Origin of the sequence: Pseudomonas sp. NPDC089396 (assembly GCF_044749545.1) — a bacterium.
Classification (GTDB): domain Bacteria; phylum Pseudomonadota; class Gammaproteobacteria; order Pseudomonadales; family Pseudomonadaceae; genus Aquipseudomonas.
In genome coordinates this window covers 238,077-259,226 of sequence record NZ_JBIVIC010000008.1, presented here as the reverse complement: position 1 = coordinate 259,226, position 21,150 = coordinate 238,077, and the positions used below count along the sequence as shown (strand labels likewise).

23 protein-coding genes are annotated in these 21,150 nt (G+C 63.8%); all 23 read right to left on the bottom strand.

Annotated elements, in window-relative coordinates:
* Position 1: 1 nt before the first annotated feature.
* The gene (gene fliR / locus ACIPZB_RS17425) at positions 2-778 is read right to left on the bottom strand and encodes a flagellar biosynthetic protein FliR (RefSeq protein WP_400641809.1); all 777 of its coding nucleotides are present in this window, start codon (positions 776-778) and stop codon (positions 2-4) included.
* Positions 779-785: 7 nt separating this feature from the next.
* Positions 786-1,055, bottom strand: a complete 270-nt coding sequence (gene fliQ / locus ACIPZB_RS17420; RefSeq protein WP_008093282.1) for a flagellar biosynthesis protein FliQ — start codon at positions 1,053-1,055, stop codon at positions 786-788.
* A gap of 21 nt (positions 1,056-1,076) precedes the next feature.
* Positions 1,077-1,844 carry a flagellar type III secretion system pore protein FliP gene (fliP, locus tag ACIPZB_RS17415; protein WP_400641808.1) on the bottom strand — a complete coding sequence of 256 codons (768 nt, stop codon included), beginning with the start codon at positions 1,842-1,844 and terminating at the stop codon, positions 1,077-1,079.
* On the bottom strand, positions 1,844-2,284 hold the full coding sequence (gene fliO / locus ACIPZB_RS17410; protein ID WP_400641807.1) for a flagellar biosynthetic protein FliO: 441 nt from the start codon (positions 2,282-2,284) through the stop codon (positions 1,844-1,846). Before fliO ends, fliP begins: the two co-directional genes overlap by 1 nt.
* 12 nt (positions 2,285-2,296) lie before the next feature.
* Positions 2,297-2,761 (bottom strand): flagellar motor switch protein FliN, encoded by a 465-nt coding sequence (gene fliN, locus ACIPZB_RS17405; protein WP_400641806.1) that lies wholly within the window; start codon positions 2,759-2,761, stop codon positions 2,297-2,299.
* A 47-nt stretch (positions 2,762-2,808) separates the two neighbouring features.
* Positions 2,809-3,777 (bottom strand): flagellar motor switch protein FliM, encoded by a 969-nt coding sequence (fliM, locus tag ACIPZB_RS17400; protein ID WP_008093288.1) that lies wholly within the window; start codon positions 3,775-3,777, stop codon positions 2,809-2,811.
* A 9-nt stretch (positions 3,778-3,786) separates the two neighbouring features.
* The gene (fliL, locus tag ACIPZB_RS17395; RefSeq protein ID WP_400641805.1) at positions 3,787-4,284 is read right to left on the bottom strand and encodes a flagellar basal body-associated protein FliL; all 498 of its coding nucleotides are present in this window, start codon (positions 4,282-4,284) and stop codon (positions 3,787-3,789) included.
* A gap of 201 nt (positions 4,285-4,485) precedes the next feature.
* Positions 4,486-5,748 (bottom strand): flagellar hook-length control protein FliK, encoded by a 1,263-nt coding sequence (locus ACIPZB_RS17390; protein ID WP_400641804.1) that lies wholly within the window; start codon positions 5,746-5,748, stop codon positions 4,486-4,488.
* Positions 5,749-5,820: 72 nt separating this feature from the next.
* Entirely contained in the window at positions 5,821-6,168 is a 348-nt protein-coding gene (locus tag ACIPZB_RS17385; RefSeq protein ID WP_400641803.1) for an Hpt domain-containing protein, read from the bottom strand.
* 48 nt (positions 6,169-6,216) lie between these two features.
* Positions 6,217-7,908 carry a SpoIIE family protein phosphatase gene (locus ACIPZB_RS17380; RefSeq protein ID WP_400641875.1) on the bottom strand — a complete coding sequence of 564 codons (1,692 nt, stop codon included), beginning with the start codon at positions 7,906-7,908 and terminating at the stop codon, positions 6,217-6,219.
* 8 nt (positions 7,909-7,916) lie between these two features.
* The gene (locus ACIPZB_RS17375; RefSeq protein WP_400641802.1) at positions 7,917-8,222 is read right to left on the bottom strand and encodes an STAS domain-containing protein; all 306 of its coding nucleotides are present in this window, start codon (positions 8,220-8,222) and stop codon (positions 7,917-7,919) included.
* Positions 8,223-8,414: 192 nt separating this feature from the next.
* Positions 8,415-8,867: a flagellar export protein FliJ gene (gene fliJ / locus ACIPZB_RS17370; protein WP_400641801.1), complete on the bottom strand. Its 453-nt coding sequence runs from the start codon at positions 8,865-8,867 to the stop codon at positions 8,415-8,417.
* A 3-nt stretch (positions 8,868-8,870) separates the two neighbouring features.
* Positions 8,871-10,232, bottom strand: a complete 1,362-nt coding sequence (gene fliI, locus ACIPZB_RS17365; protein ID WP_400641800.1) for a flagellar protein export ATPase FliI — start codon at positions 10,230-10,232, stop codon at positions 8,871-8,873.
* Complete coding sequence (gene fliH / locus ACIPZB_RS17360; protein ID WP_400641799.1) at positions 10,222-10,986, bottom strand: flagellar assembly protein FliH; 765 nt, start codon at positions 10,984-10,986, stop codon at positions 10,222-10,224. The genes fliI and fliH overlap by 11 nt, the downstream gene beginning before the upstream one ends.
* A gap of 182 nt (positions 10,987-11,168) precedes the next feature.
* Entirely contained in the window at positions 11,169-12,188 is a 1,020-nt protein-coding gene (gene fliG / locus ACIPZB_RS17355; protein WP_008097328.1) for a flagellar motor switch protein FliG, read from the bottom strand.
* Positions 12,181-13,959 carry a flagellar basal-body MS-ring/collar protein FliF gene (gene fliF / locus ACIPZB_RS17350; RefSeq protein ID WP_400641798.1) on the bottom strand — a complete coding sequence of 593 codons (1,779 nt, stop codon included), beginning with the start codon at positions 13,957-13,959 and terminating at the stop codon, positions 12,181-12,183. Before fliF ends, fliG begins: the two co-directional genes overlap by 8 nt.
* A 15-nt stretch (positions 13,960-13,974) precedes the next feature.
* On the bottom strand, positions 13,975-14,307 hold the full coding sequence (gene fliE, locus ACIPZB_RS17345; RefSeq protein WP_400641797.1) for a flagellar hook-basal body complex protein FliE: 333 nt from the start codon (positions 14,305-14,307) through the stop codon (positions 13,975-13,977).
* 106 nt (positions 14,308-14,413) lie between these two features.
* Positions 14,414-15,778: a sigma-54-dependent transcriptional regulator gene (locus ACIPZB_RS17340; RefSeq protein WP_400641796.1), complete on the bottom strand. Its 1,365-nt coding sequence runs from the start codon at positions 15,776-15,778 to the stop codon at positions 14,414-14,416.
* On the bottom strand, positions 15,778-16,995 hold the full coding sequence (locus tag ACIPZB_RS17335; RefSeq protein WP_400641795.1) for a sensor histidine kinase: 1,218 nt from the start codon (positions 16,993-16,995) through the stop codon (positions 15,778-15,780). Before ACIPZB_RS17335 ends, ACIPZB_RS17340 begins: the two co-directional genes overlap by 1 nt.
* A gap of 215 nt (positions 16,996-17,210) precedes the next feature.
* On the bottom strand, positions 17,211-18,686 hold the full coding sequence (fleQ, locus tag ACIPZB_RS17330) for a transcriptional regulator FleQ (RefSeq protein ID WP_400641794.1): 1,476 nt from the start codon (positions 18,684-18,686) through the stop codon (positions 17,211-17,213).
* Between the two features lie 165 nt (positions 18,687-18,851).
* The gene (locus ACIPZB_RS17325; RefSeq protein WP_008098759.1) at positions 18,852-19,148 is read right to left on the bottom strand and encodes a hypothetical protein; all 297 of its coding nucleotides are present in this window, start codon (positions 19,146-19,148) and stop codon (positions 18,852-18,854) included.
* A gap of 14 nt (positions 19,149-19,162) precedes the next feature.
* Positions 19,163-19,558, bottom strand: a complete 396-nt coding sequence (gene fliS / locus ACIPZB_RS17320) for a flagellar export chaperone FliS (protein ID WP_400641793.1) — start codon at positions 19,556-19,558, stop codon at positions 19,163-19,165.
* A 143-nt stretch (positions 19,559-19,701) separates the two neighbouring features.
* Positions 19,702-21,114 carry a flagellar filament capping protein FliD gene (fliD, locus tag ACIPZB_RS17315; RefSeq protein WP_400641792.1) on the bottom strand — a complete coding sequence of 471 codons (1,413 nt, stop codon included), beginning with the start codon at positions 21,112-21,114 and terminating at the stop codon, positions 19,702-19,704.
* Positions 21,115-21,150 lie beyond the last annotated feature (36 nt).

Genomic DNA, 21,150 nt, shown 5'->3' with positions numbered 1-21,150 from the left:
CTCAGCGCGCCCTTGCCAGTTCACGCAGCCATTGCAGCGCTTCGCTGGCCAATGCCTGGTAGTGGGAAAGAATATCGGCCAGGCCCACCCAGAAGATGCCGATCCCCAGCACCAGGGTCAGCGGGAAGCCGATGGAGAAGATATTGAGCTGCGGCGCCGCGCGGGTCATCACGCCGAAGGCGATGTTCACCACCAGCAGCGCGGCGATGGCCGGCAGGATCAGCAACAGCCCGGCGCCGAACACCCAGCTCAGGCGCCCGGCCATTTCCCAGAAGTGGTTGACCACCAGTGCATTGCCCACCGGCAAGGTGGTGAAGCTCTCGCTCAACACCTCGAATACCACCAGATGGCCGTTCATCACCAGGAACAGCACGCTCACCAGCATGGTCATGAACTGGCTGATCACCGCCACGTTGACGCCGTTGGCCGGGTCGACCATGGAGGCGAAGGCCATGCCCATCTGGATCGCGATGATCTGCCCGGCGATGACGAAGGCCTGGAACAGCAGCTGCAGGGAGAATCCGAACAACGCACCGACGATCACCTGCTCACCACACAGCAGCAAGCCGCGCAGGCTCAGCGGGTCGAACTCGGGCAGCGGCGGCAGCGCCGGCACGATCACCACGGTGATCGCCACCGCCACGTACAGGCGGATACGCGCCGGCAGCATGCGCGTACCGAAGATCGGCATGGTCATCAGCACTGCCGTCACCCGAAACAGCGGCAGGATGAAGGTGGCGACCCAGGTGCCGATCTGCGCGTCGGTCAGCTCCAGCATGGCGACCTCAACCGATCAGCTGCGGGATGCTGGTGTACAGCCCGGTGATGTACTCCATGAACTTCTGCACCAGCCAAGGGCCGGCGACGATCAGCGTCACCAGCATCACCAGCAGGCGCGGCAGGAAGCTCAGGGTCTGTTCGTTGATCTGCGTGGCGGCCTGGAACATCGCCACGATCAAGCCCACCAGCAGGCTCGGCACCACCAGGATGGCGACCATCAGCGTGGTCAGCCACAAGGCGTCGCGGAACAGGTCGACAGCAACTTCAGGGGTCATGCAGGGCTCTCCTTGACGGCGTCAGACGCCGCCGAAACTGCCGGCCAGGGTGCCCATGATCAGCGCCCAGCCATCGACCAGAACGAACAGCATGATCTTGAACGGCAGCGAGATGATCAGCGGCGACAGCATCATCATGCCCATGGCCATCAACACACTGGCCACCACCAGGTCGATGATCAGGAACGGGATGAAGATCATGAAGCCGATCTGGAACGCGGTCTTGAGCTCCGAGGTGACGAACGCCGGCACCAGGATGGTCAGCGGCACCTGGTCGGGGCCGGCGATGTCGGTGCGCTTGGACAGGCGCATGAACAGGTCCAGGTCGCTCTGCCGGGTCTGCGCCAGCATGAAGTCCTTGAGTGGCCCCTGGGCCTTGTCGATGGCTTGCTGGGCGGTCATCTGCTCCTTCAGGTACGGCTGCAGGGCGTCCTGGTTCACCCGGTCGAACACCGGCGCCATGATGAACATGGTGAGGAACAGCGCCATGCCGGTCAGCACCTGGTTCGACGGCGTCTGCTGCAGGCCCAGGGCCTGGCGCAGGATCGAGAACACGATGATGATGCGGGTGAAGCTGGTCATCAGGATGACGAACGCTGGAATGAAGCTCAGCGCGGTCATGATCAGCAGGATCTGCAGGCTGACCGAATATTCCTGCTGGCCGTCCGGTCCGTTGGACAGGGTGATGGCCGGGATCGACAGCGGGTCGGCGGCCTGGGCCAATGGCGCGGCCAGCAGCAGCGCGACTGGCAACAAGGTGCTCAACAATATGCGCAAGGCGCCGCTCATCACTTCTTGTCCTTCTGATCCTTGCCCATCAGCTCCATGAGCCGCTGGGCGAATTCCGGCGTCGCCTGGCGGGCACTGGCAGGCACCTCGACAGGCTCGGCCAGCACATGCAGGGCCTCGATGCTGCCGGGGGTGTGGCCGATCAGGATCTGCTCCTTGCCCACCTGTACCAGCAACAGTCGGTCACGCGGGCCGAGGGCGCGGCTGCCGACGATCTCTATCACCTGGCCGCCCTTGGGCGCCGCGCCTTGCATGCGGCGCAGCGCCCAGGCAAGGAAGAAGATCAGCCCGACCACCAGCAGCAGGCCAAACACCATCTGCGCCAGCTGCCCGCCCAGGCTGCCGGGTGCGGCGGCGGTCGGCGTGGCCGGTGCGACGGTGGCCGCGGCAATCGCCACCTCACTGGCCAAAAGCGTGACCAAGGCCGTCATGGCCCGCATCGTGCCTCTCACTCAGCGCAGCTTCTTGATGCGTTCGCTGGGGCTGATCACGTCAGTCAGGCGGATGCCGAACTTCTCGTTGACCACGACCACTTCGCCATGGGCGATCAACGTGCCGTTGACCAGCACGTCGAGCGGCTCGCCAGCCAGGCGGTCGAGTTCGATCACCGAGCCCTGGTTGAGCTGCAACAGGTTGCGGATGTTGATTTCGGTGCTGCCGACTTCCATGGAGATGTTCACTGGAATATCCAGGATCACGTCCAGGTTCGGGCCTTCGAGGGTGACGTTTTCCTTCGGCTTTGGGGAGCTTGCGAATTCCTCCATCGGCAGTCGGCCGGTGCCGGCGCTGCCGACGTCGCCACCCAGCAGCGCGTCGATGTCGGCCTGGCCGGCGTCACCGGTTTCTTCCAGTGCCGCAGCCCACTCGTCGGCCAGGGCCTGGTCCTCGGGGGAGGTGATCTCGTTTTCGTTAGCCATGATGTCCTCGACAGGCATTCAATTCGTAGTGAGCGACCGGCACGCCTTCAGCGGCGTTCGATCGGGTCGATGATCTGCAGGGCCAGGTTGCCCTTGTGCGAGCCCAGGCGCGCCTTGAACGACGGCACGCCATTGGCGCGCAGCACCAGGTGCTCGGGCAGCTCCACCGGGATCACGTCGCCGGCCTGCATGTGCAGGATGTCGCGCAGCTTCAGCTGGCGGCGGGCGACCGTGGCGGTCAGCGGCACGGAGACATCCAGCACGTCCTCGCGCAGGGCCTTGACCCAGCGCTCGTCCTGGTCGTCCAGGTCGGACTGAAAGCCCGCATCGAGCATTTCCCGCACAGGCTCGATCATCGAATACGGCATGGTCACGTGCAGGTCGCCGCCACCGCCGTCCAGCTCGATGTGGAAGGTCGACACCACCACCGCCTCGCTCGGGCCGACGATGTTGGCCATGGCCGGGTTGACCTCCGAGTTCATGTACTCGAAGTTGACCGGCATGATCGCCTGCCAGGCTTCCTTGAGGTCGACGAAGCACTGGTCCAGCACCATGCGCACCACGCGCAGCTCGGTCGGGGTGAATTCACGGCCTTCGATCTTGGCGTGACGGCCGTCTCCGCCGAAGAAGTTGTCCACCAGCTTGAACACCAGCTTGGCGTCGAGGATGAACAGCGAGGTGCCGCGCAGCGGCTTGATCTTGACCAGGTTGAGGCTGGTCGGCACGTACAGCGAATGCACGTACTCACCGAACTTCATCACCTGCACGCCGCCAACCGCCACGTCTGCCGAGCGGCGCAGCAGGTTGAACATGCTGATACGGGTGTAGCGGGCGAAGCGCTCGTTGATCATTTCCAGGGTCGGCATGCGACCCCGCACGATACGGTCCTGGCTGGTCAGGTCGTAGCTTTTGATGCTGCCGGGCTCGGCAGCGCTCTCGGTCTGTACCAGCCCATCGTCGACGCCGTGCAACAGGGCGTCGATCTCATCCTGGGACAGCAGGTCCTGTACGGCCATGGCGGACTCCTACTGCAATACGAAATTGGTGAACAGCAACTGGTCGACCACCGGCTTGCCGACTTCTTTCTGCGCCACTTCCTGCACCACCGCGGTGGCTTTCTGACGCAGCATCTCCTGCCCTACCGGGCTGCCGGCCAGGGTGTCGAAGCCCTGCCCGGAGAACATCATCACCAGGTTGTTGCGAATCACCGGCATGTGCACCTTGAGGGCGTCCAGATCGGCCTGGTTGCGGCCTTGCAGGGTGATGCTCACCTGCATGTAGCGCTGGCGGCCGTTCTGGTTGAAGTTGACCACGAAGGCGGGGGTCAGGGGCTCGTAGAGCGCCGCCGGCTTGACGTTGGCCGCCGCCGGGTCGGCAGCCGGGGCCGCGTCGCTCTTGTGCATGATGAACCAGGTGGCGCCCACCGACAGGCCGACTGCCAGCAGCAGGGCCAGCACCAGCAGCAGGATCAGCTTGAGTTTGCCTTTAGCGGCGGGGTCTTTCACTGCGTCGCTCTTCGCCATGCCAATAATCCGTCGTCCAGCGGGGTTTCAAAGAAGGATGACGTGGCTTGAGCAAGTGTTATGCCAGATTGTGGCTTTTGGTCTGCGCGGGCCCTATCGCCGGCAAGCCGGCTCCCACAGAGACCCCACAATGTTCAAGACCTGTGGTGTACCTGTGGGAGCCGGCTTGCCGGCGATAGGGCCAGCGCAGACAACAGAGAATCAGGCGTAAAAGTCGACGGCACTATCACCAATGACCACCTGCCGCTCCACCGGCCGGGAAGCATCGGCAAGCTCCCCTGGCTCCGCCCCTCCCCCTTCCTGCCCGCGCCGCGCCGCCACCCCGGACAACTGCGCCCCCTCCTGCTGCGCCTGCTGCTGTTGCCCGCGCGACTGGTCGGCGACGTTGACGTCCGGCTGCGCCAGCCCCTGCTGGGCGAACAGTTCGCGCAGGCGGTGCACCTGGCTGTCCAGCGCGTCACGCACGCCAGCATGGCCACTGATGAAGGTGACCTGGGTCGACTGATCCGTCGCCAGGTTGACGCGAATGTCCAGGCGCCCCAGTTCGGCCGGTTCCAGCTGGATATCCGCCGACTTGAGGTTCTGGCTGGACAGGTACATGACCCGATTGACCAAACCTTCGGCCCAGGCGTTCTGGTTCATGGCCAGCGGCTGGTGCAAGGGGCTGGCAGTCACCGGCACGGCGTTGGCGGTCTTGGCCGTGGCGGCCTGGGTCAGACTGGCCAGGCGGTCGGCGAAGTCATCGATGCGGGTATCGCCAGCGGCGCCCTTGGTGTCTTTGAGGCCCTCCTCGAGCAAGGCACCGAAGGCTTTGTCACCCGCCTGCGACTGACCGGCCTCGCCCTCGACATTGTCGATCAGGTTCGCCAATGGATTGACGGTAACTGGGCCGTCCTCAGCCGGCTGCGAAGCATCGGCCGCATGTGCCGAGGTCATGCCTTTGGCCTGGGCGCTTTGCTCCAATGCCAGGCGGAGCGTCGGCATATTGGCCAGCGGATCGGCATTGGGGTCGAAGGTTTCGTCTGCGGCTGTCTCGGGCAAAACCTGCTGCGCCGCGGCCTGCAACACCGGCGACACCGTCTGGGCCTGAGCCTGCAGCAATTGTGCGCCTGGCTGCGCATCGGTGACCTGACCCGCCACCAGGCTGGCATCCACCGAACTCGATGCAGCGTCGCTGCTGCCTTGCGCCTGATCGGTGGCAGGCAATTCGTTGCCGTCATCGGCAACGGCCGGCTTGTCGGCTGCCTCCTTTTTGCCGCCCGTAGGTGCGTCTGGCTTGTCCTTGGGCTTGATCTTGTCGTCGTGCATCGACGGTTTGTCGCGCCCCTGGCTAGCCATGAGCTGATCGAAGCCGCCGCCCTGCCCGCCCGCCGCCTGCAGCGGCTTGTCCACCCGCACGGAAGCCGCGCTCGACGGCTTGCTCAGGGTGTTGGCTTGCATCAAAGGATTGGGTGCGACAGGCATTGAAAGGTCTCCGCGCCAGAAACATGAATATCGTCCTGGCACAGACAGGCAAGACTCGCGCCAACCTGTCGGTCAGCTGGCAGATACCCGCTCACGTTCGCTGTGATAGAAGCGCTGCACCACCAGGTATTCCTGGTCGATGCGGTGGATCAGCTCCTCGATACCGTAAGGCGACCGCTCCTTTATCCGCTCTTCCAGTTGCTGGCAAAGCTGGGCTAGGCCGACAGCGCCCATGTTGCCGCTGCTGCCCTTGAAGCTGTGCGCGGCCATACCGAGCTCGTTGGCGGTCCTGGCACCGTGCAACTGACTCAGGCGCTGCTCGGAGTCTTCGAGAAAGGTTTCCAGCAATTGCAGATAACCCTCCTCCATGACCTCCTGCAGGTCCCTGAGCACGCTGTGATCGATATGCATGTCTGTCACTTGTTCACTCCTTGATCAAGCCGGATTATGCCCGAGCCTTCATGCGGCTCACCATTCAAACTGCACCTGCGCACAACGCCCGCCCTCATGCCATTGGGCACTGCTGCCAAGCCGCCGCACCAGACTCAGACCTCGACCGCTCAGACCCTGATCCTCCGGGGGGCGCGAGAGCACTTTGTGCACATCGAAGCCCGCGCCACTGTCGCGGACCTCGATCGTCAGACGCCCGCCAGCAGCCAGCGGTTCCACTTTCAGGTCGATACGCACGAAGCCATCGACCAATTCACCCAGCCGCCGGGCGCGCTCCTGATAGTAATGGGCAAAGCCCTGCACATCTCGCTTGATCCAGGAATCCAGGCCCAGCACCCCATGCTCCAAGGCATTGGAATACAACTCGCTGAGCACGCTGTGCAGGGCGCCGGTCAGCGACCGCAAGCCATGGATCTCCTGCAGCAACTGCACCAGGTAAGGCACCGGATTGAAACGCTTGAGGCTTTCACCGCGCAATTCATAGCCCAACGACCAATCCAGCGCACTGGAGCGCCCGCTGTCGGAGTAGAGGGTCGGTGCCGGAACCCGCTCTTCGGGCGCGAACATGCGGATATCACACAAGCTGATGTCATCCCGCGGGCGCCCGCCAAAACGCTCCAGGGCCTGCATGACCTCACCGAACAACTGCGCCGGGTCGCGGTTGGCCGTCAGCACGTCATGCAAGCGCTCGACGCCGAACAGCCGCTCTTGCTCGTCGGCCGTATCGACCACGCCATCGGACAGCAGCAACAGCCGCTCTCCCGCCGCCAGCGGCAACACCTCGGTACTGTCGTCGAAACGCTCGGCGCCGAGGACACCCAACGGCAAGTGGCGCGAGGCCAGGGGCGAGAGCACCTGGCCCGAGGTCGACAGCAAGTAGCCGTCCGGCATACCGCCATTCCACACCTCCACCGTGCCGCGCTGCATGTTCAGGTTGAGCAGCAGCGCGCAGCAGAACATGTCGACCGGCAGGATGCGTTTGAGCTTGGCGTTCATCTCGCGCAGCATCTGCGCCAGGCCATAGCCCTTGGCGGTCATGCCGTAGAACACTTCGGCCAGGGGCATGGCGCCGACGGCTGCGGGCAAGCCATGCCCGGTGAAATCGCCGAGCAGCACATGCATGTCGCCCGACGGCGTGAACGCCGCCAGCAACAGGTCGCCGTTGAACAACGCGTAGGGCGACTGCAGGTAGCGGATGTTCGGCGCCGTGATGCAACCGGAATGGGCGACCTTGTCGAACACCGCCTTGGCCACCCGCTGCTCGTTGAGCAAGTGATGGTGATGCCGGGTGATCTCGTCGCGCTGTTCGAGCACGGTCGCCTGCAAACGGCGCAGGCGGTCCATGGCGCGGATCTTGGCGCCGAGGATCACCGCACTGTAGGGCTTGGCCATGAAGTCGTCGCCCCCGGCCTCCAGGCAGCGCACCAGGGCACCCTCCTCGTTCAGCGAGGTCAGGAAAATGATCGGCACCAGCGCCTCGCCGGCCAGTGCCTTGATCTGCCGCGCCGCTTCGAAACCGTCCATCACCGGCATCAGGGCATCGAGCAGCACCAGTTGCGGGCGCTTTTCGGCAAACAGCGCCACGGCCTGCTCACCGTTCTCGGCAGTGAACACCTCGTGCCCCTGACGGCGGACGATCTGCGCCAGCAACAGGCGATCGGTGGCGCTGTCTTCGGCCACCAGCACGGTCAACATCCGTTCGGCCGGCATCTGGGCAGTCAACTGATGTCGAACAGCTTTTCGAAATTGGAAATCGCCAGGATCTTGCGCACGTCGGAGCTGGCATGTACCACCCGCACATCCGAGTCGTCGCCGCCCGCGTGATCGCGCAGCAACAGCAGCATGCCGAGCGCGGAGCTGTCCAGGTAGGTGGTGTCCTTCAGGTCCACGACCACCGAGTCGGGCCGCTTGGAATGGCGCTCGTAGGCATCGCGAAACTCCTGATGCTTGCCGAAATCGAAACGCCCCTTGATCTTGATCGTGAGTTTTTTCCCGTCCTGCGAAAAATCGGTCTCGACTGCCATGCTAGCGATTCCTTCGATGATGGCGGATGTAACAGTTCAAGGTTTAGCAGGCAGGCGCAGTGGGCGCAAATTGACACCGATGTAGGAGCGGCCTTGCGTCGCGAAAGGGCTGCAGAGCAGCCCCAGGATTTCAGCTTCGCAGTAAAGATGGCCGGGGCCGCTTTGCGGCCCTTTCGCGACGCAAGGCCGCTCCTACAGATGCCCCTGCCTGGGCAACCGCTGGGACAGTTCATCCAACAAGCGCTGCTCGCGCTTGTCTTCAGCCCGCCGCGCCTCGTCCATGTACCGCTGCACCAGCTTGCGCAGTCCCTCGACCCTGGCATACGCCTGCTGCCAGGTACCGCGGGCATTCTTCAAATTGTTCTGGTGCCAGGTCAGGCTCTGCCGCTGCTGGGTCATGGCCGTCTCCAGCTGACCCAGGAAGCGCTGGTAGTTGACCAGCCAGCTGCCATTGACCCCCTGCCCGCCGCGGTCGATCCATTGCGCCTGGTAACCTTCGCGAAACGACTCCAGTTCGGCCAGCTTGGCCTGGGCCTGGGTCACCTGCTGCTGGAAATGCCCCACGCGCTGCGCGGCCTTGCGCTCGGCCTCCTCGGCCATGTTCACCACCGGCGCCAGGCGCGCGGCACGGCTGGGCATGCTCATGGCCTATCGACCATTGCTGGGGGGCACGAAGATCGCCCCCAGCTGCTGGCGACTCTGGCCCATGCCGACATTCTCGTCCAACCCCTGGCGCAGGAAATCCACCAGCTTGGGCTGCAGGGCAATGGCCAGGTCGGTTTCCGGGTCACCGCCGGCGACATAGGCACCGACGCTGATCAGGTCGCGGCTTTGCGACAGGCGCGACCACAGCTGCTTGAACTTCTGCGCCTGGCGCAGGTGGTCGGCATCGACCACCTGGGGCATGACCCGGCTGATCGAGGCCTCGATGTCGATGGCCGGGTAATGGCCTTCTTCGGCCAGGCGCCGGGACAGCACGAAGTGGCCGTCGAGCACGCCGCGCGCCGAGTCGGCGATCGGGTCCTGCTGGTCGTCGCCTTCGGACAGCACGGTATAGAACGCCGTGATCGAACCACCCCCTGGCTCGCCGTTGCCGGCGCGCTCCACCAGCTTCGGCAGCTTGGCAAACACCGACGGTGGATAGCCACGGGTGGCCGGCGGCTCACCGATGGCCAGGGCAATTTCACGCTGGGCCTGGGCAAAGCGTGTCAGCGAGTCCATCAACAACAGCACGTTCTTGCCCTTGTCGCGGAAGTACTCGGCGATACGCGTGCAATACATGGCCGCACGCAGGCGCATCAGCGGCGCATCGTCGGCAGGGGATGCGACCACCACCGAGCGCTTGAGGCCTTCTTCGCCCAGGATGTGCTCGATGAACTCCTTGACCTCCCTACCCCGCTCGCCAATCAGCCCGACCACGATGATCTCGGCCTCGGTAAAGCGGGTCATCATGCCCAGCAGCACCGATTTACCCACACCGGTACCGGCGAACAAGCCCAGACGCTGGCCACGCCCGACGGTCAAAAGGCCGTTGATGCTGCGGATGCCCACATCCAAGGGCTGGCTGATCGGGTCGCGGTTGAGCGGGTTGATGATCGGGCCATCCATCGGCACCCAGTCTTCGGCCTTCATGCCGCCCTTGCCGTCGAGGGCGCGACCGGCGCCATCGAGCACCCGGCCGAGCATACTCATGCCCATGGGCAAGCGACCGCTGTCATCCAGCGGCACCACCCGCGCACCGGGGGCGATGCCGGCGATGCTGCCGACCGGCATGAGAAACACCTTGTTCCCGGAAAAGCCCATGACCTCGGCCTCGACCTGAACCGGGTGGTAACTGTCATCGTTGATCACCAGGCAGCGCCCGCCTACCGCAGCGCGCAGGCCCTCGGCTTCGAGGGTGAGGCCGACCATGCGCAGCAGTCGACCTTCGACCACCGGCTGCACGGGCAGCTCGATCGCCTCGGCGTAGCCGCCCAGGCGCTTGCCGAAGCTGGTGCGATCAAGGCGCATCGTTGCCGTCCAGTTCGACCGCGATGTCCGGCGCCGCCGGGTGCAGGGCCTGGTCGTGCAACTGGTCGAACAGCTGGGCGACAGCCTTCTCGATGCGGGTTTCCATGGTCGCGTCGATGCGGCTGTGCAAGGTCTCGATACGGCAACCACCGGGCAACAGCGCCTCATCCTCGAGCAGCTTCCACTGCTCTTCGTGGCGCTCGCGCAGGGCCTTGGCCAGTTCGAAGTCCTGGGGGTTGAGGTGAATGCGGATATTGTCGGCGCCCATGGGCAGCAGTTTCAGGGCCTCGCGCAGTACCTGGGTGATCTGGCTGGAATCATTGCGCAGCTCACGGCCGATGACCTGACGGGCCATGTGCGAAACCAGGTGCACCAGGGTCTTTTCGATCTGGGTGTCCTGCTCGGCGATCGGCTCGAGCAAATGCCCCATCAACTGCTCCAGGCTGGCCAGTTTGGCCGCGAGCGTCTCTTCGGCCTCCTGGCGGACCTTGAGCTGGGTGCTGTGAAAGCCCTCGCGCTCGCCGGTGGCAAAACCTTCGTTGTAGGCTTCCTGACGGATCGCCTCAAGCTCTTCGAGTGTCAGCGGCTGGACTTCCTCCAGCGGCACCTCTTCGACTTCTTCCTCGACGACTTCAGGTTCCGGCTCAGGCTCAGGTTCCGGCTCGGGGTCGAAGCTGGGCAATGCCCACACGTCGACGCCCACGAGGTCGCGGGCGCGGATCAGGTCACTGGGGTGGGATTCTTTAGTGGGCATGTTCTCAGGTACTCAAAAACCCTGTTCGACCAATGCGCCCCCTGTAGGAGCGGCCTTGTGTCGCGAAAGGGCTGCGAAGCAGCCCCAGAATTTCAATGTTGCTGCATAAATTGCCGGGGCCGCTTCGCAGCCCTTTCGCGACACAAGGCCGCTCCTACAAAGGATCCGTGCCGCTGACGGGATCAGATCATTTCCTCGGCACCCTTGCCACCGAGCACGATCTCGCCGGCCTCGGCCATGCGGCGGGCGATGGTGAGGATTTCCTTCTGCGCGGTTTCCACGTCGCTGACGCGCACCGGGCCCTTGGCTTCCAGGTCGTCGCGCAGCAGTTCCGAGGCACGCTTGGACATGTTCTTGAAGATCTTGTCCTTGACCCGCTCGTCGGCGCCCTTGAGCGACACCACCAGCACGTCGGAGGACACCTCGCGCAGCAGCGCCTGGATACCGCGGTCGTCGACATCGGCCAGGTTGTTGAAGACGAACATCAAGTCCTCGATCTGCTCCGACAGGTCGTTGTCGACCTCGCGGATCGAATCCATCAGTGCGCCTTCCACGGAACTGTCGAGGAAGTTCATGATATCGGCGGCGCGCTTGATGCCACCCAGGGTGGTACGCGCGGCATTGGAATTGCCCGAGAACTGCTTCTCGAGAATCTGGTTCAGCTCCTTGAGCGCCGCCGGCTGCACGGTATTGAGCGACGACACACGCAGGATGATGTCAAGGCGTACCTTGTGGTCGAAGTTGCTCAGCACTTCACCCGCCTGGTCGGGGTCGAGGTAGGCGACCACGATGGCCTGGATCTGCGGGTGCTCGTAGCGGATCACGTCGGCCACCGCGCGCGGTTCCATCCACTTGAGGCTGTCCAGGCCGCTGGTGTTGCCACCGAGCAGGATGCGGTCGATCAGGCCGTTGGCCTTGTCTTCGCCCAAGGCCTGATTGAGCATCTTGCGGATATAGCCATCGGAGCCCACGCCCAGGCTGGTCTGGTCGCCGACGATCTCGACGAACTCGCTCATTACCTGCTCGACCTGCTCACGGTGCACGTTGCCCATCTGCGCCATGGCCACACCGACCCGCTGCACTTCTTTCGGGCCCATGTGTCGCAGCACTTGCGCAGCATCGGTCTCACCGAGCGACAGCAGCAGGATCGCTGCCTTGTCGACGCGGCTGAGCTTGGCGGTAATGGCTCGATTGTCACTCATCGGCGTTGATCCACTCTTTCACGACCTGGGCCACGCGACCCGGGTCTTCGGCCACCAGGCCTTTGATTGCGTTGAGCTGCGCCTCGTAACCCTCGTTCGGGCTAGGCAACAGAATGCTTGTCGGGCCACCCAGGCTGACGCGGTCGTTGGCCAGTTCGCCATCCAGACCGATCATGCCGCCCAGCTCCATGTCGCCATCCGTCGCAGCAGCTTGCTTGCCGCCGCCAGTAATATTGTTGAGCACCGGGCGCAACACGCCGAACACCAGCACCAGGATGAACAGCACGCCCAGCACCTGCTTGACGACATCCCAGAACCAGGGCTGCTGGTAGAAGGCGATGTCGGCGATCTCTTCGCCACGGTCGGCGGCGAACGGCACGTTGATCACGGTCACGCTGTCGCCGCGGCTGGCATCGAAGCCTACGGCGTCCTGCACCAGGCGGGTGAAGCGCGCCAGGTCTTCGGCAGCCCACGGCGCACGGGTGGCCTCGCCATTGGCGTCGACCTTGACCTGATCATCGACCACTACGGCGACCGACAGGCGGGTCAGGCGACCCTGCTGTTGGCGGGTGTGGCTGATGGAGCGGTCCAGCTCGAAGTTCTTGGTGGTTTGCAGGCGCTTGTCCGCTGGGTACGGTGCGAGCATCGGCTGGCCAGTGGCCGGGTCCATGATCTGCTGGCCGTTGGCATCCACCAGCGGCTGGCCCGGCTGGATGGCGCCGGCAGGCGCGGCGCTGCCACCGGTGGTCTGCGGCGCCGAGGCGGGGCCCGGCGGCTGGTTGCTCAAGGCACCCGGTACACCTTGCGGGCCTTGGCTGCTGGCGCGCTGCTCGTTGACCGACTGCTCGCTGCGCAGCGCCGGCTGGTCCGGGTTGAACTGCTCGGAGGTCGACTCCACGGCGCTGAAGTCAAGGTCAGCGGACACTTCCGCCTTGTAACGGTCATTGCCCAGCACCGGCTGCAGGATGTTGTGCACACGCTGGGTGAGCAGGCCTTCCATGCGGCGGCTGTAGTCGAACTGCTTGCCGGCCATGGTCAGCGCGGTGTCCTGCAACTGCTCGGAGAGCAGGTTGCCCTTCTGGTCGACCACGGTGACATGCGCCTTGTCCAGCTCAGGCACGCTGGTGGCGACCAGGTTGACGATGGCCATCACCTGGCCCGCTTCCAGCGAGCGGCCCGGGTACAGCTCGACCAGTACCGAGGCGCTGGGCTTGCGCTCATCGCGCACGAACACCGAGCTTTTCGGGATGGCCAGGTGCACGCGCGCAGCCTTGACGTTGTTCAGGCTGGAGACGGTACGCGCCAGTTCGCCTTCCAGACCCCGACGGTAACGGGTGGCTTCCATGAACTGGCTGGTACCCAGGCCCTGCTCCTTGTCGAGCAGTTCGAAGCCGACGTTGCCGTCGCTTGGCGCCACGCCAGCGGCTGCGAGTTTCAGGCGCGCCCGGGAGAGGTCGTCGGCCTTGACCAGCAGAGCGCCGGAATTGGGCTCGACGTTGTAGGGAATATCGGCAGCGGCCAGGGTATCCATGACCTGCTTGGTATCCATCCCCGCCAGGCTGCCATACAGCGGGCGGTAATCCGGCTGCTGCGACCACAGCACCACGGCGAAGCCGATCGCCACGCTCGCGGCCAGCCCGACCAGCAGGCCAACCTGGCGCAGCATGGGCATCTGCGAGATGTTTTCCAGAAACGCCATGCCCAACAGCGGCGGTTTGCTCGCGGGCGAACCACTCTTGGCGGGGGCGTTTTCGACGACTGCTTCAGCCATGACTCACTTCCGTCCTCAAACCGGCATCTGCATGATGTCCTGGTACGCCTGGACCAGCTTGTTGCGTACCTGGGTCAAGGCCTGCATGGACACGCTGGCTTTCTGCGAGGCGACCATCACGTCGGTCAGGTCGACACCGCTCTTGCCGATCTCGAAGGCATTGGCCAGCTGGGTGGACGCCTGCTGGGTTTCATGCACCTTGCCAATGGCCTGGCCGAGCATGTCGGCAAAGCTGCTCTGCCCAGGCGCCAACTCCGGCGCGGCAGTGGCCTTGGGCGCAGACATGGCTTCTGCCTGCATGGCCCGCATGTCCAACATCAGACGATTGAATTCAACACCTTGGCTCATGAACTTCTCTCTCCGGCGGCCGCATTTTTTTGACGCTCATGCGGCGGATAGCCCAGAACTAGCAACAAAAGTGCCAGCCCGCTGCGCGACCTTGCAAAAGACTGCTTCAACCGTACAGGCTGGCTTCCACGTCGAGCCCGGCATCACGCATCTGCGCCAGCTTGTAGCGCAGCGTGCGCGGGCTGATGCCGAGCCTTTCGGCCGCTTCCTTGCGGCGTCCGCGTTCGGCGCGCAAGGTGTCGATGATCAACTGGAATTCGAGGCGGCGCATGTCGTCGCCGAGACCACCGGCGTCGTCCACGGCAGCCACTGGCATTGGCGCGGCCGGCACGGCGCTCGACAGGGGAATGGCGCCCGCCAGACAAAAATCCGCCGCCTCGATGACCCCGCCTCGCTGCAGGATCAATGCCCGCTGCAAGGCATTGTCGAGCTCACGGACGTTGCCCGGCCAGGCATAGGCCTGCAGGCAGGCCCGCGCCTCGGCCGAGAGGCGCACCGGCGCATGCTTCATCTTCGCCACATGCCGCGCCAGCAAGCGCTCGGCCAACGGCAGGATGTCACCCGGGCGCTCGCGCAGCGGCTGCCAGGCCAAGGGGAACACCGACAACCGGTAGTAAAGGTCTTCACGGAAACGCCCGGCCGCCACCTCGCCCGCCATGTCGCGGTTGCTCGTGGCCAGCACGCGGATATCCAGCGCAATCGGCTTGCGCCCACCAACCCGCTCCACTTCACGCTCCTGCAACACACGCAGCAACTTCGCCTGCAGCCCGAGGGGCATCTCGGAGATCTCATCGAGCAGCAACGTCCCCCCTTCGGCCTGCTCGAACTTGCCGGCCTGGGCAGCGATGGCGCCGGTGAACGCGCCCTTTTCGTGGCCGAACAGGGTGGCTTCGAGCATGTTGTCCGGGATTGCCGCGCAGTTGATCGCGACGAATGGCTGCGCCGAGCGCGGCGACTGCTGGTGGATGTAGCGTGCAAGCACCTCCTTGCCAGTCCCCGACTCGCCGGAGATGAGCACGGTGGAATCGCTGCGCGCGACACGCGCGGCCAGCTCCAGCAGTTGTCGGCTGGCGACCTCGCAGGCCACTGGCCCCTCATCTGCAGCCAGCCGCCCGGCCGCATGGCGTTCGACCAGGCTCAGCAGCGCCTTGGGCTCGAACGGCTTGACCAGGTAATCCACCGCCCCTTGGCGCATGGCCTCGACGGCATGCTCAACGGCCGCGTGGGCGGTCATCAGCAGCACGGGCAGCTGCGGCTGATGGCGGCGCAATTGCGCCAGCAACTGATGGCCGTCCATGCCCGGCATGTTCACATCACTGACCACCAGACTGAACGCGTCGCCCGCCACCGCCTCCAGCGCCTCCTCGGCACTGCCTACGGCCTGGTAGGCGAAGCCGCCGATTTCCAGGGTGTCGCCCAACGCCTGGCGCAGGGCGCGGTCGTCCTCGACCAGCAGCACCTTGATAGGCATCACACCGCCTCCACAGACTGACCGTCGATCAACGGCAGCACTACGCTTACGCACGTGCCACGGCCAACCTTGGAGCGCAGCTGAAAGCTGCCCTGGTGCGCACGCACCACCGCCTTGACCACCGCCAGCCCCAGCCCGGTGCCGGTGGCCTTGGTGGTGAGAAAGGGCTCGCCCAGGCGCCCCAGCAGCTCTGGCTGGATGCCCGTGCCGGCATCGCTGATGCACAAGTGCAGGCTGTGCTGACGGCGGAACAGGTGCACCTTGAGGCGCGCAGGGCTTTCGCTGGCCTGCAGGGCGTTCTCGATCAGGTTGAGCAAGGCGCCGACCAGGGTATCGCGATTGCACAGCAACTCCCCCAGGTGGGTGTCGCACTGCCAGCGCACGGCATGCCCCTGGACATGCGCCTGAGCCGCCTGCTGCAGGGCCTGGAACAGGCCCTTGGGGGTCAGCCGGTCAGTCAACGGCAGCTCGCCACGGGCAAACACCAGCATGTCACGCACCTGATGCTCCAGCTCGTGCAGGCGCTCCTTGAGGCTACCGGCAAAACGTTGACGGGTCTCTGGCGCGAGGTCGCGCTCGCCATCGGCCAGGTGGCTGGCATACAGCATCGCCGCCGACAGCGGCGTGCGGATCTGGTGGGCCAGCGAGGCCACCATGCGCCCCAGCGCCGACAGCCGCTCATGGCGTGCCAGCTGGTCTTGCAGGCGACGGGTTTCAGTCAGGTCGTTGAGCAGCACCAGCTGACCGGGCTCGGCGTCCAGCGAGCGGGTGGCGATGGACAGGCGGCGACCGTCACGCAGCGACACCTCGTGGCCGTCATCCTTGCGCGGGGCGAAGCTCCGGGCGATCACCTGGCGCCACAGCTGGCCGAGCAAGGGCTCGCCCAGCAGCTCGCGGGCTGCCGGGTTGGCTTCGCGCACCAAGCCCTGGTCGTCGATCACCACCACCCCGCCGGGCAAAAGGTCGAGCAGGTTCTGCAGGCGGTTGGCCAGGCGCTCCTTCTCGTTCAGTTCAGCCATGCGCTGGGCACCGACCACGGCCAGCTCGCCCTTGAGCTCGCTGACGCGGGCTTCGAGCATGCTGTAGGACTGGTTGAGCTGGGTGGATACCTGGTTGAACAGGGCGAATGCCTGCTCCAGCCCCTCTCGACTCTCCTGTTCGACCGGGGAACGCCCCTGCGGATCAAGGGCTCGGGAAAAGTGGGCGGCTTGGGGCATCGTGCTCTCTCGCGTGGCGGACCGTCATAAAAACGGTGTGGTGCCTGCGGTGTAGCAATAGCCGTGCCGGGGATGGGGGATTGTGCTTGGCAGGCCCGGCCCTATCGCCGGCAAGCCGGCTCCCACAGGGTACTGCACAGCATTCAAGTATTGTGCAGTGCCTGTGGGAGCACAGGGAACTGCTCAGCATTCAAGATGAGGCCGGAACGGGCAAATCAGTCTTCGGCCTGTTCCTCGCCGCCCTGGCGGCTCATGCCGTACTTGCGCATCTTCTCCACCAGAGTGGTACGGCGAATGCGCAAACGCTCCGCCGCCCGCGCCACGATACCGTTGGCATCGTCCAGCGCCTGCTGGATCAAACCCTGCTCCAGGCTGCCCAGGTAGTCCTTCAGGTCCAGCCCTTCTGGCGGCAACATGGCCTGGCTGGCGAAGTTCGGTACGTGGCCATTGATCGCCACGCGCTCTTCGAGGTCGCTGCGCAGGCTGTCGACCAGGTGCTCGTCCTCGTCGTCGATGTAGCGGAATTTCTTCGGCAACTCCGACACCCCGATCACCCCGTAGGGGTGCATGATGGCCATGCGCTCGACCAGATTGGCCAGCTCGCGAACGTTGCCTGGCCAGCCGTGACGGCACAGCGACATGATGGCTGCGGAGTTGAAGCGGATCGAGCCGCGCTTTTCATGCTCCATGCGCGAGATCAGCTCGTTCATCAGCAGCGGAATGTCTTCCACCCGCTCACGCAACGGCGCCATCTCGATGGGGAACACATTGAGGCGGTAGTACAGGTCTTCGCGGAACGTCCCTTCCTCGATCATGGTCTCGAGGTTCTTGTGGGTCGCGGCGATGATGCGCACATCGATGCTCTGGGTCTTGTTGCTGCCCACCCGCTCGAATGTACGCTCCTGCAGCACGCGCAGCAGCTTGACCTGCATCGGCAACGGCATGTCGCCGATTTCGTCGAGGAACAAGGTACCGCCGTTAGCCAGCTCGAAGCGCCCGGCGCGGCTGGTGATAGCCCCGGTGAACGCACCCTTTTCGTGGCCGAACAATTCGCTTTCAAGCAGCTCGGCCGGAATCGCACCGCAATTGACCGGCACGAACGGCGCTTCGCGGCGCTTGGAGTGATAGTGCAGGTTACGCGCGACGACTTCCTTGCCGGTGCCTGACTCACCAAGGATCAGCACACTGGCGTCGGTATCGGCCACCTGTTGCATCATTTGCCGCACATGCTGGATGGCACGACTGGTGCCGACCAGGCTGCGGAACAGGTTCGGCTCGCGCTGGCGACCGCGCTCGCGGGCCTGGTCGTACATCTCGCGGTAGACCTGGGCACGGTGCAGCGAATCGAGCAACTGGCTGTAGCTGGGCGGCATTTCCAGGTTGAACAGCACGCGACGGCGAAGCTCTTCCGGGTAGTCCGCAGAAGAAATTTCACCAATCAGCAGAATCGGAAGGAACTCATCCCACCCTGCCACTGTCTTAAGCAGCCCAAGCACCCCGCCTGGCGCATTCACAGTACCGAGCAGCACGCAGAGCACTTCACGACTGGAAGACAATGACGCTACCCCCTGCTCCCAGTCCTGGCTGGAGCAAGAGAGGTTTTCTTCACCGAGAAAGTTCAGGACCACCGCCAGATCGCGGCGGCGGGCGCTGTCGTCATCGATCAGGAGAATCTTGGTTTCACGCCACATGCAATAGCAACTTCCCTAGTCATATCGGCGCCCGAAGGCTTGCACGACATCATTCCGACTGAATGGTCAGTGTTCGGACGTCTGAAATTCGAAAACAGCCACTAGTAAAGTCAAAAAAACGCATACAGTCAAATTAATGGCGCACGGCTTTTTGTACATCTGTGGTCAACTGAACAGATGGTATACCTTGGCCGCGTTTTTCGCCTGACGGATTTGCGTCATCTCGTCGACTATTGATTGACGCTCGCCACTTGCAACCTCAATCAATTGCCGATAGACCTGCAGGAGTTGCTCCAGGCTATCGCGCACGTCAGCTTCATTGCCACGTGCCTCCGTGAGCACATCGTCGATGCGCAGGCGGCATTGCAGATCGAGCTCTCCCACCGTATCCCAGTCGCGACTGGCCAGCGCGGCCAGCAGCAACTCGCGGGTCTGTTCGATTCGGGCGATAACCTCACTCATGTCCTGCTCCTCGATCAGGAAGCCGACGACGGGTCGCCGATCGCATCCCAACCTTCTTTCACGGTAATGAGCAAGCGCGCCACTTCGTCGATGATCGTGGGGTCGCTCTTCACGTTGGCCTCGACCAGGCGGCGGCTCATGTAGGTATACAGACTGTCCAGCTCGGCCAGGCTGTCGCCATGGTTTTCCAGGTCCAGGCCTTCACGCAGACCACCGATGATGTCGATGGCCTTGCCGATCAGCACGCCTTTCTGGGCAATATCATTGCGCGCCATGGCACCTTTTGCCTGGGCCATGCGGTCCAGGCCGCCCTGCATGAGCATCTGCACCAGACGGTGCGGGCTGGCTTCGGACGTCTGGGCCACACCGTTGACTTTCTGGTACTGCCGAAGGGCCAACATCGGGTTCATGTATCTACCTCGTTGCAGCGAAAAAGGTTGCTTGTACCCTGTGTATCGCCGGCCCGTCAAAAAACTTTAGGCCCAAAACGAAAAGCCCGGCGCGTCTGGCGGACGCTGCCGGGCTTTTGTCGCTCATGTAGCACTCAGCGGAATCAGGAGCCCTTGGCCTGGGCATTGAGCGCGTCGAACACCGACTTGATCTGGTTGGCCTGGGCATTGAGCTTGGCCACCATGGTGTCCATCGCCACGTACTTCTTGGTCAGGGACTCGGTCAGCGAGGCGGTACGGCGATCCAGCGCAGCCTGCTGCTCTTCCAAGTCCTTGGCCACCTTGTCAAGGCTAGCCTTGCGCGTGGCCAGGGTACCGTCGGTGGCATTGTACGGATCGATGGCCTTGTTCATCCGCGCGAAAATACCATCGTCACCGGTGAACAGTTCCTGTACCTCGGAGCCAAGCTTCTTGTCGTTCATGGCCGCCGTGAACTTGGTGGTATTGAACTCCAGGGTGCCATCCTTGGTGGTGTTGATACCCAACTGACTCAACGTGGTCAGCTGGTCGCCCGAGCCGACTTCAGACAACACCTTGCGAATGTCATTAACCAGCGAACGGGTGGTCGGGTCGTTGGTCAGCGGCCCCAGCACCAGGTTGTCGTCGGCATCGCGTGACGTGGATGTCAGCGAGGTGATGGTCGTCTGCAGGGCATTGTAGGCATCGACGAACGCCTTGACGGACTTCTGCAGCCCCTCATTGTCCTGGGCAACGGTGACACTGGTCGGGCTACCCACGCCATTCGTCTGGGGGCTGACGCCCGTCAACTCCAGTTTCATGCCGCTGACGGCATTTTCGATGGTGTTCTTCGCACTTTTGATTTTCAGGCCATCAATCGTCAGCTCAGCATCCTGGGCCATGGCCGTGATGTACCCGGCACCGCTGCCGGTCATCTGCTGGGTGCCATCGATTTCCAGCTCGGGAATCCCGCTAACCGAAAGGTCGGAACCGGCACCCGTGGTGGTGGAGCTGAGTACCAGGCGCGATCCACCTTCACCGTTGACGATGTTGGCCGAGATACCCTGAACCCCGAGTTCCTTGTTGATCTGGTTGCGTACGCTTTCCAGAGTAGCGCCGCTGGGCACATCGATCTTGTAATCGTTGCCGCCCTGGCTGATGGTCAACTCACCCTCAGTGATGACCGAACTCGAACCACCGGCGAATTGCTGGCTCGCCACCTTGGAGCCGGTAGCCAACTGGTTGACCACGATGTTATAGCTACCTGGCACCGCCGCATTACCGGAAGTGACCTTGACCACCGACTCATTGGCCGACTTCGCCGCATAGGCGTTGAACGAAGGCGCGCTCGAGTCGTTGAGCTTTTTCATGGCGTCCTGGAACGTCGTGAGGGCACTTTTCAGCGAGCCTACACCGGAGATCATCGCGGAGTTGTTGCTGGTTTGCCGGGTAATCTGCGCCTTCTTGGCCGCAGTATCGGCGCTGACCAGCGCGTCGACCATCTCGGTGATGTTCAGCCCTGTACCCAAGCCGATGCTGGAGACAATGGTACTCGCCATGACAGTTATCCCTCTTCATGAAACGTCAATCCTGCT

What these genes read in the sequence shown, in the direction of transcription:
- fliR (WP_400641809.1), bottom strand. Translation starts at nt 778, where the DNA reads ATGCTGGAGCTGACCGACGCGCAGATCGGCACCTGGGTCGCCACCTTC.
- fliQ (WP_008093282.1), bottom strand. Translation starts at nt 1,055, where the DNA reads ATGACCCCTGAAGTTGCTGTCGACCTGTTCCGCGACGCCTTGTGGCTG.
- fliP (WP_400641808.1), bottom strand. Translation starts at nt 1,844, where the DNA reads ATGAGCGGCGCCTTGCGCATATTGTTGAGCACCTTGTTGCCAGTCGCG.
- fliO (WP_400641807.1), bottom strand. Translation starts at nt 2,284, where the DNA reads ATGCGGGCCATGACGGCCTTGGTCACGCTTTTGGCCAGTGAGGTGGCG.
- fliN (WP_400641806.1), bottom strand. Translation starts at nt 2,761, where the DNA reads ATGGCTAACGAAAACGAGATCACCTCCCCCGAGGACCAGGCCCTGGCC.
- fliM (WP_008093288.1), bottom strand. Translation starts at nt 3,777, where the DNA reads ATGGCCGTACAGGACCTGCTGTCCCAGGATGAGATCGACGCCCTGTTG.
- fliL (WP_400641805.1), bottom strand. Translation starts at nt 4,284, where the DNA reads ATGGCGAAGAGCGACGCAGTGAAAGACCCCGCCGCTAAAGGCAAACTC.
- ACIPZB_RS17390 (WP_400641804.1), bottom strand. Translation starts at nt 5,748, where the DNA reads ATGCCTGTCGCACCCAATCCTTTGATGCAAGCCAACACCCTGAGCAAG.
- ACIPZB_RS17380 (WP_400641875.1), bottom strand. Translation starts at nt 7,908, where the DNA reads ATGCCGGCCGAACGGATGTTGACCGTGCTGGTGGCCGAAGACAGCGCC.
- ACIPZB_RS17375 (WP_400641802.1), bottom strand. Translation starts at nt 8,222, where the DNA reads ATGGCAGTCGAGACCGATTTTTCGCAGGACGGGAAAAAACTCACGATC.
- fliJ (WP_400641801.1), bottom strand. Translation starts at nt 8,867, where the DNA reads ATGAGCATGCCCAGCCGTGCCGCGCGCCTGGCGCCGGTGGTGAACATG.
- fliI (WP_400641800.1), bottom strand. Translation starts at nt 10,232, where the DNA reads ATGCGCCTTGATCGCACCAGCTTCGGCAAGCGCCTGGGCGGCTACGCC.
- fliH (WP_400641799.1), bottom strand. Translation starts at nt 10,986, where the DNA reads ATGCCCACTAAAGAATCCCACCCCAGTGACCTGATCCGCGCCCGCGAC.
- fliG (WP_008097328.1), bottom strand. Translation starts at nt 12,188, where the DNA reads ATGAGTGACAATCGAGCCATTACCGCCAAGCTCAGCCGCGTCGACAAG.
- fliF (WP_400641798.1), bottom strand. Translation starts at nt 13,959, where the DNA reads ATGGCTGAAGCAGTCGTCGAAAACGCCCCCGCCAAGAGTGGTTCGCCC.
- fliE (WP_400641797.1), bottom strand. Translation starts at nt 14,307, where the DNA reads ATGAGCCAAGGTGTTGAATTCAATCGTCTGATGTTGGACATGCGGGCC.
- ACIPZB_RS17340 (WP_400641796.1), bottom strand. Translation starts at nt 15,778, where the DNA reads ATGCCTATCAAGGTGCTGCTGGTCGAGGACGACCGCGCCCTGCGCCAG.
- ACIPZB_RS17335 (WP_400641795.1), bottom strand. Translation starts at nt 16,995, where the DNA reads ATGCCCCAAGCCGCCCACTTTTCCCGAGCCCTTGATCCGCAGGGGCGT.
- fleQ (WP_400641794.1), bottom strand. Translation starts at nt 18,686, where the DNA reads ATGTGGCGTGAAACCAAGATTCTCCTGATCGATGACGACAGCGCCCGC.
- ACIPZB_RS17325 (WP_008098759.1), bottom strand. Translation starts at nt 19,148, where the DNA reads ATGAGTGAGGTTATCGCCCGAATCGAACAGACCCGCGAGTTGCTGCTG.
- fliS (WP_400641793.1), bottom strand. Translation starts at nt 19,558, where the DNA reads ATGAACCCGATGTTGGCCCTTCGGCAGTACCAGAAAGTCAACGGTGTG.
- fliD (WP_400641792.1), bottom strand. Translation starts at nt 21,114, where the DNA reads ATGGCGAGTACCATTGTCTCCAGCATCGGCTTGGGTACAGGGCTGAAC.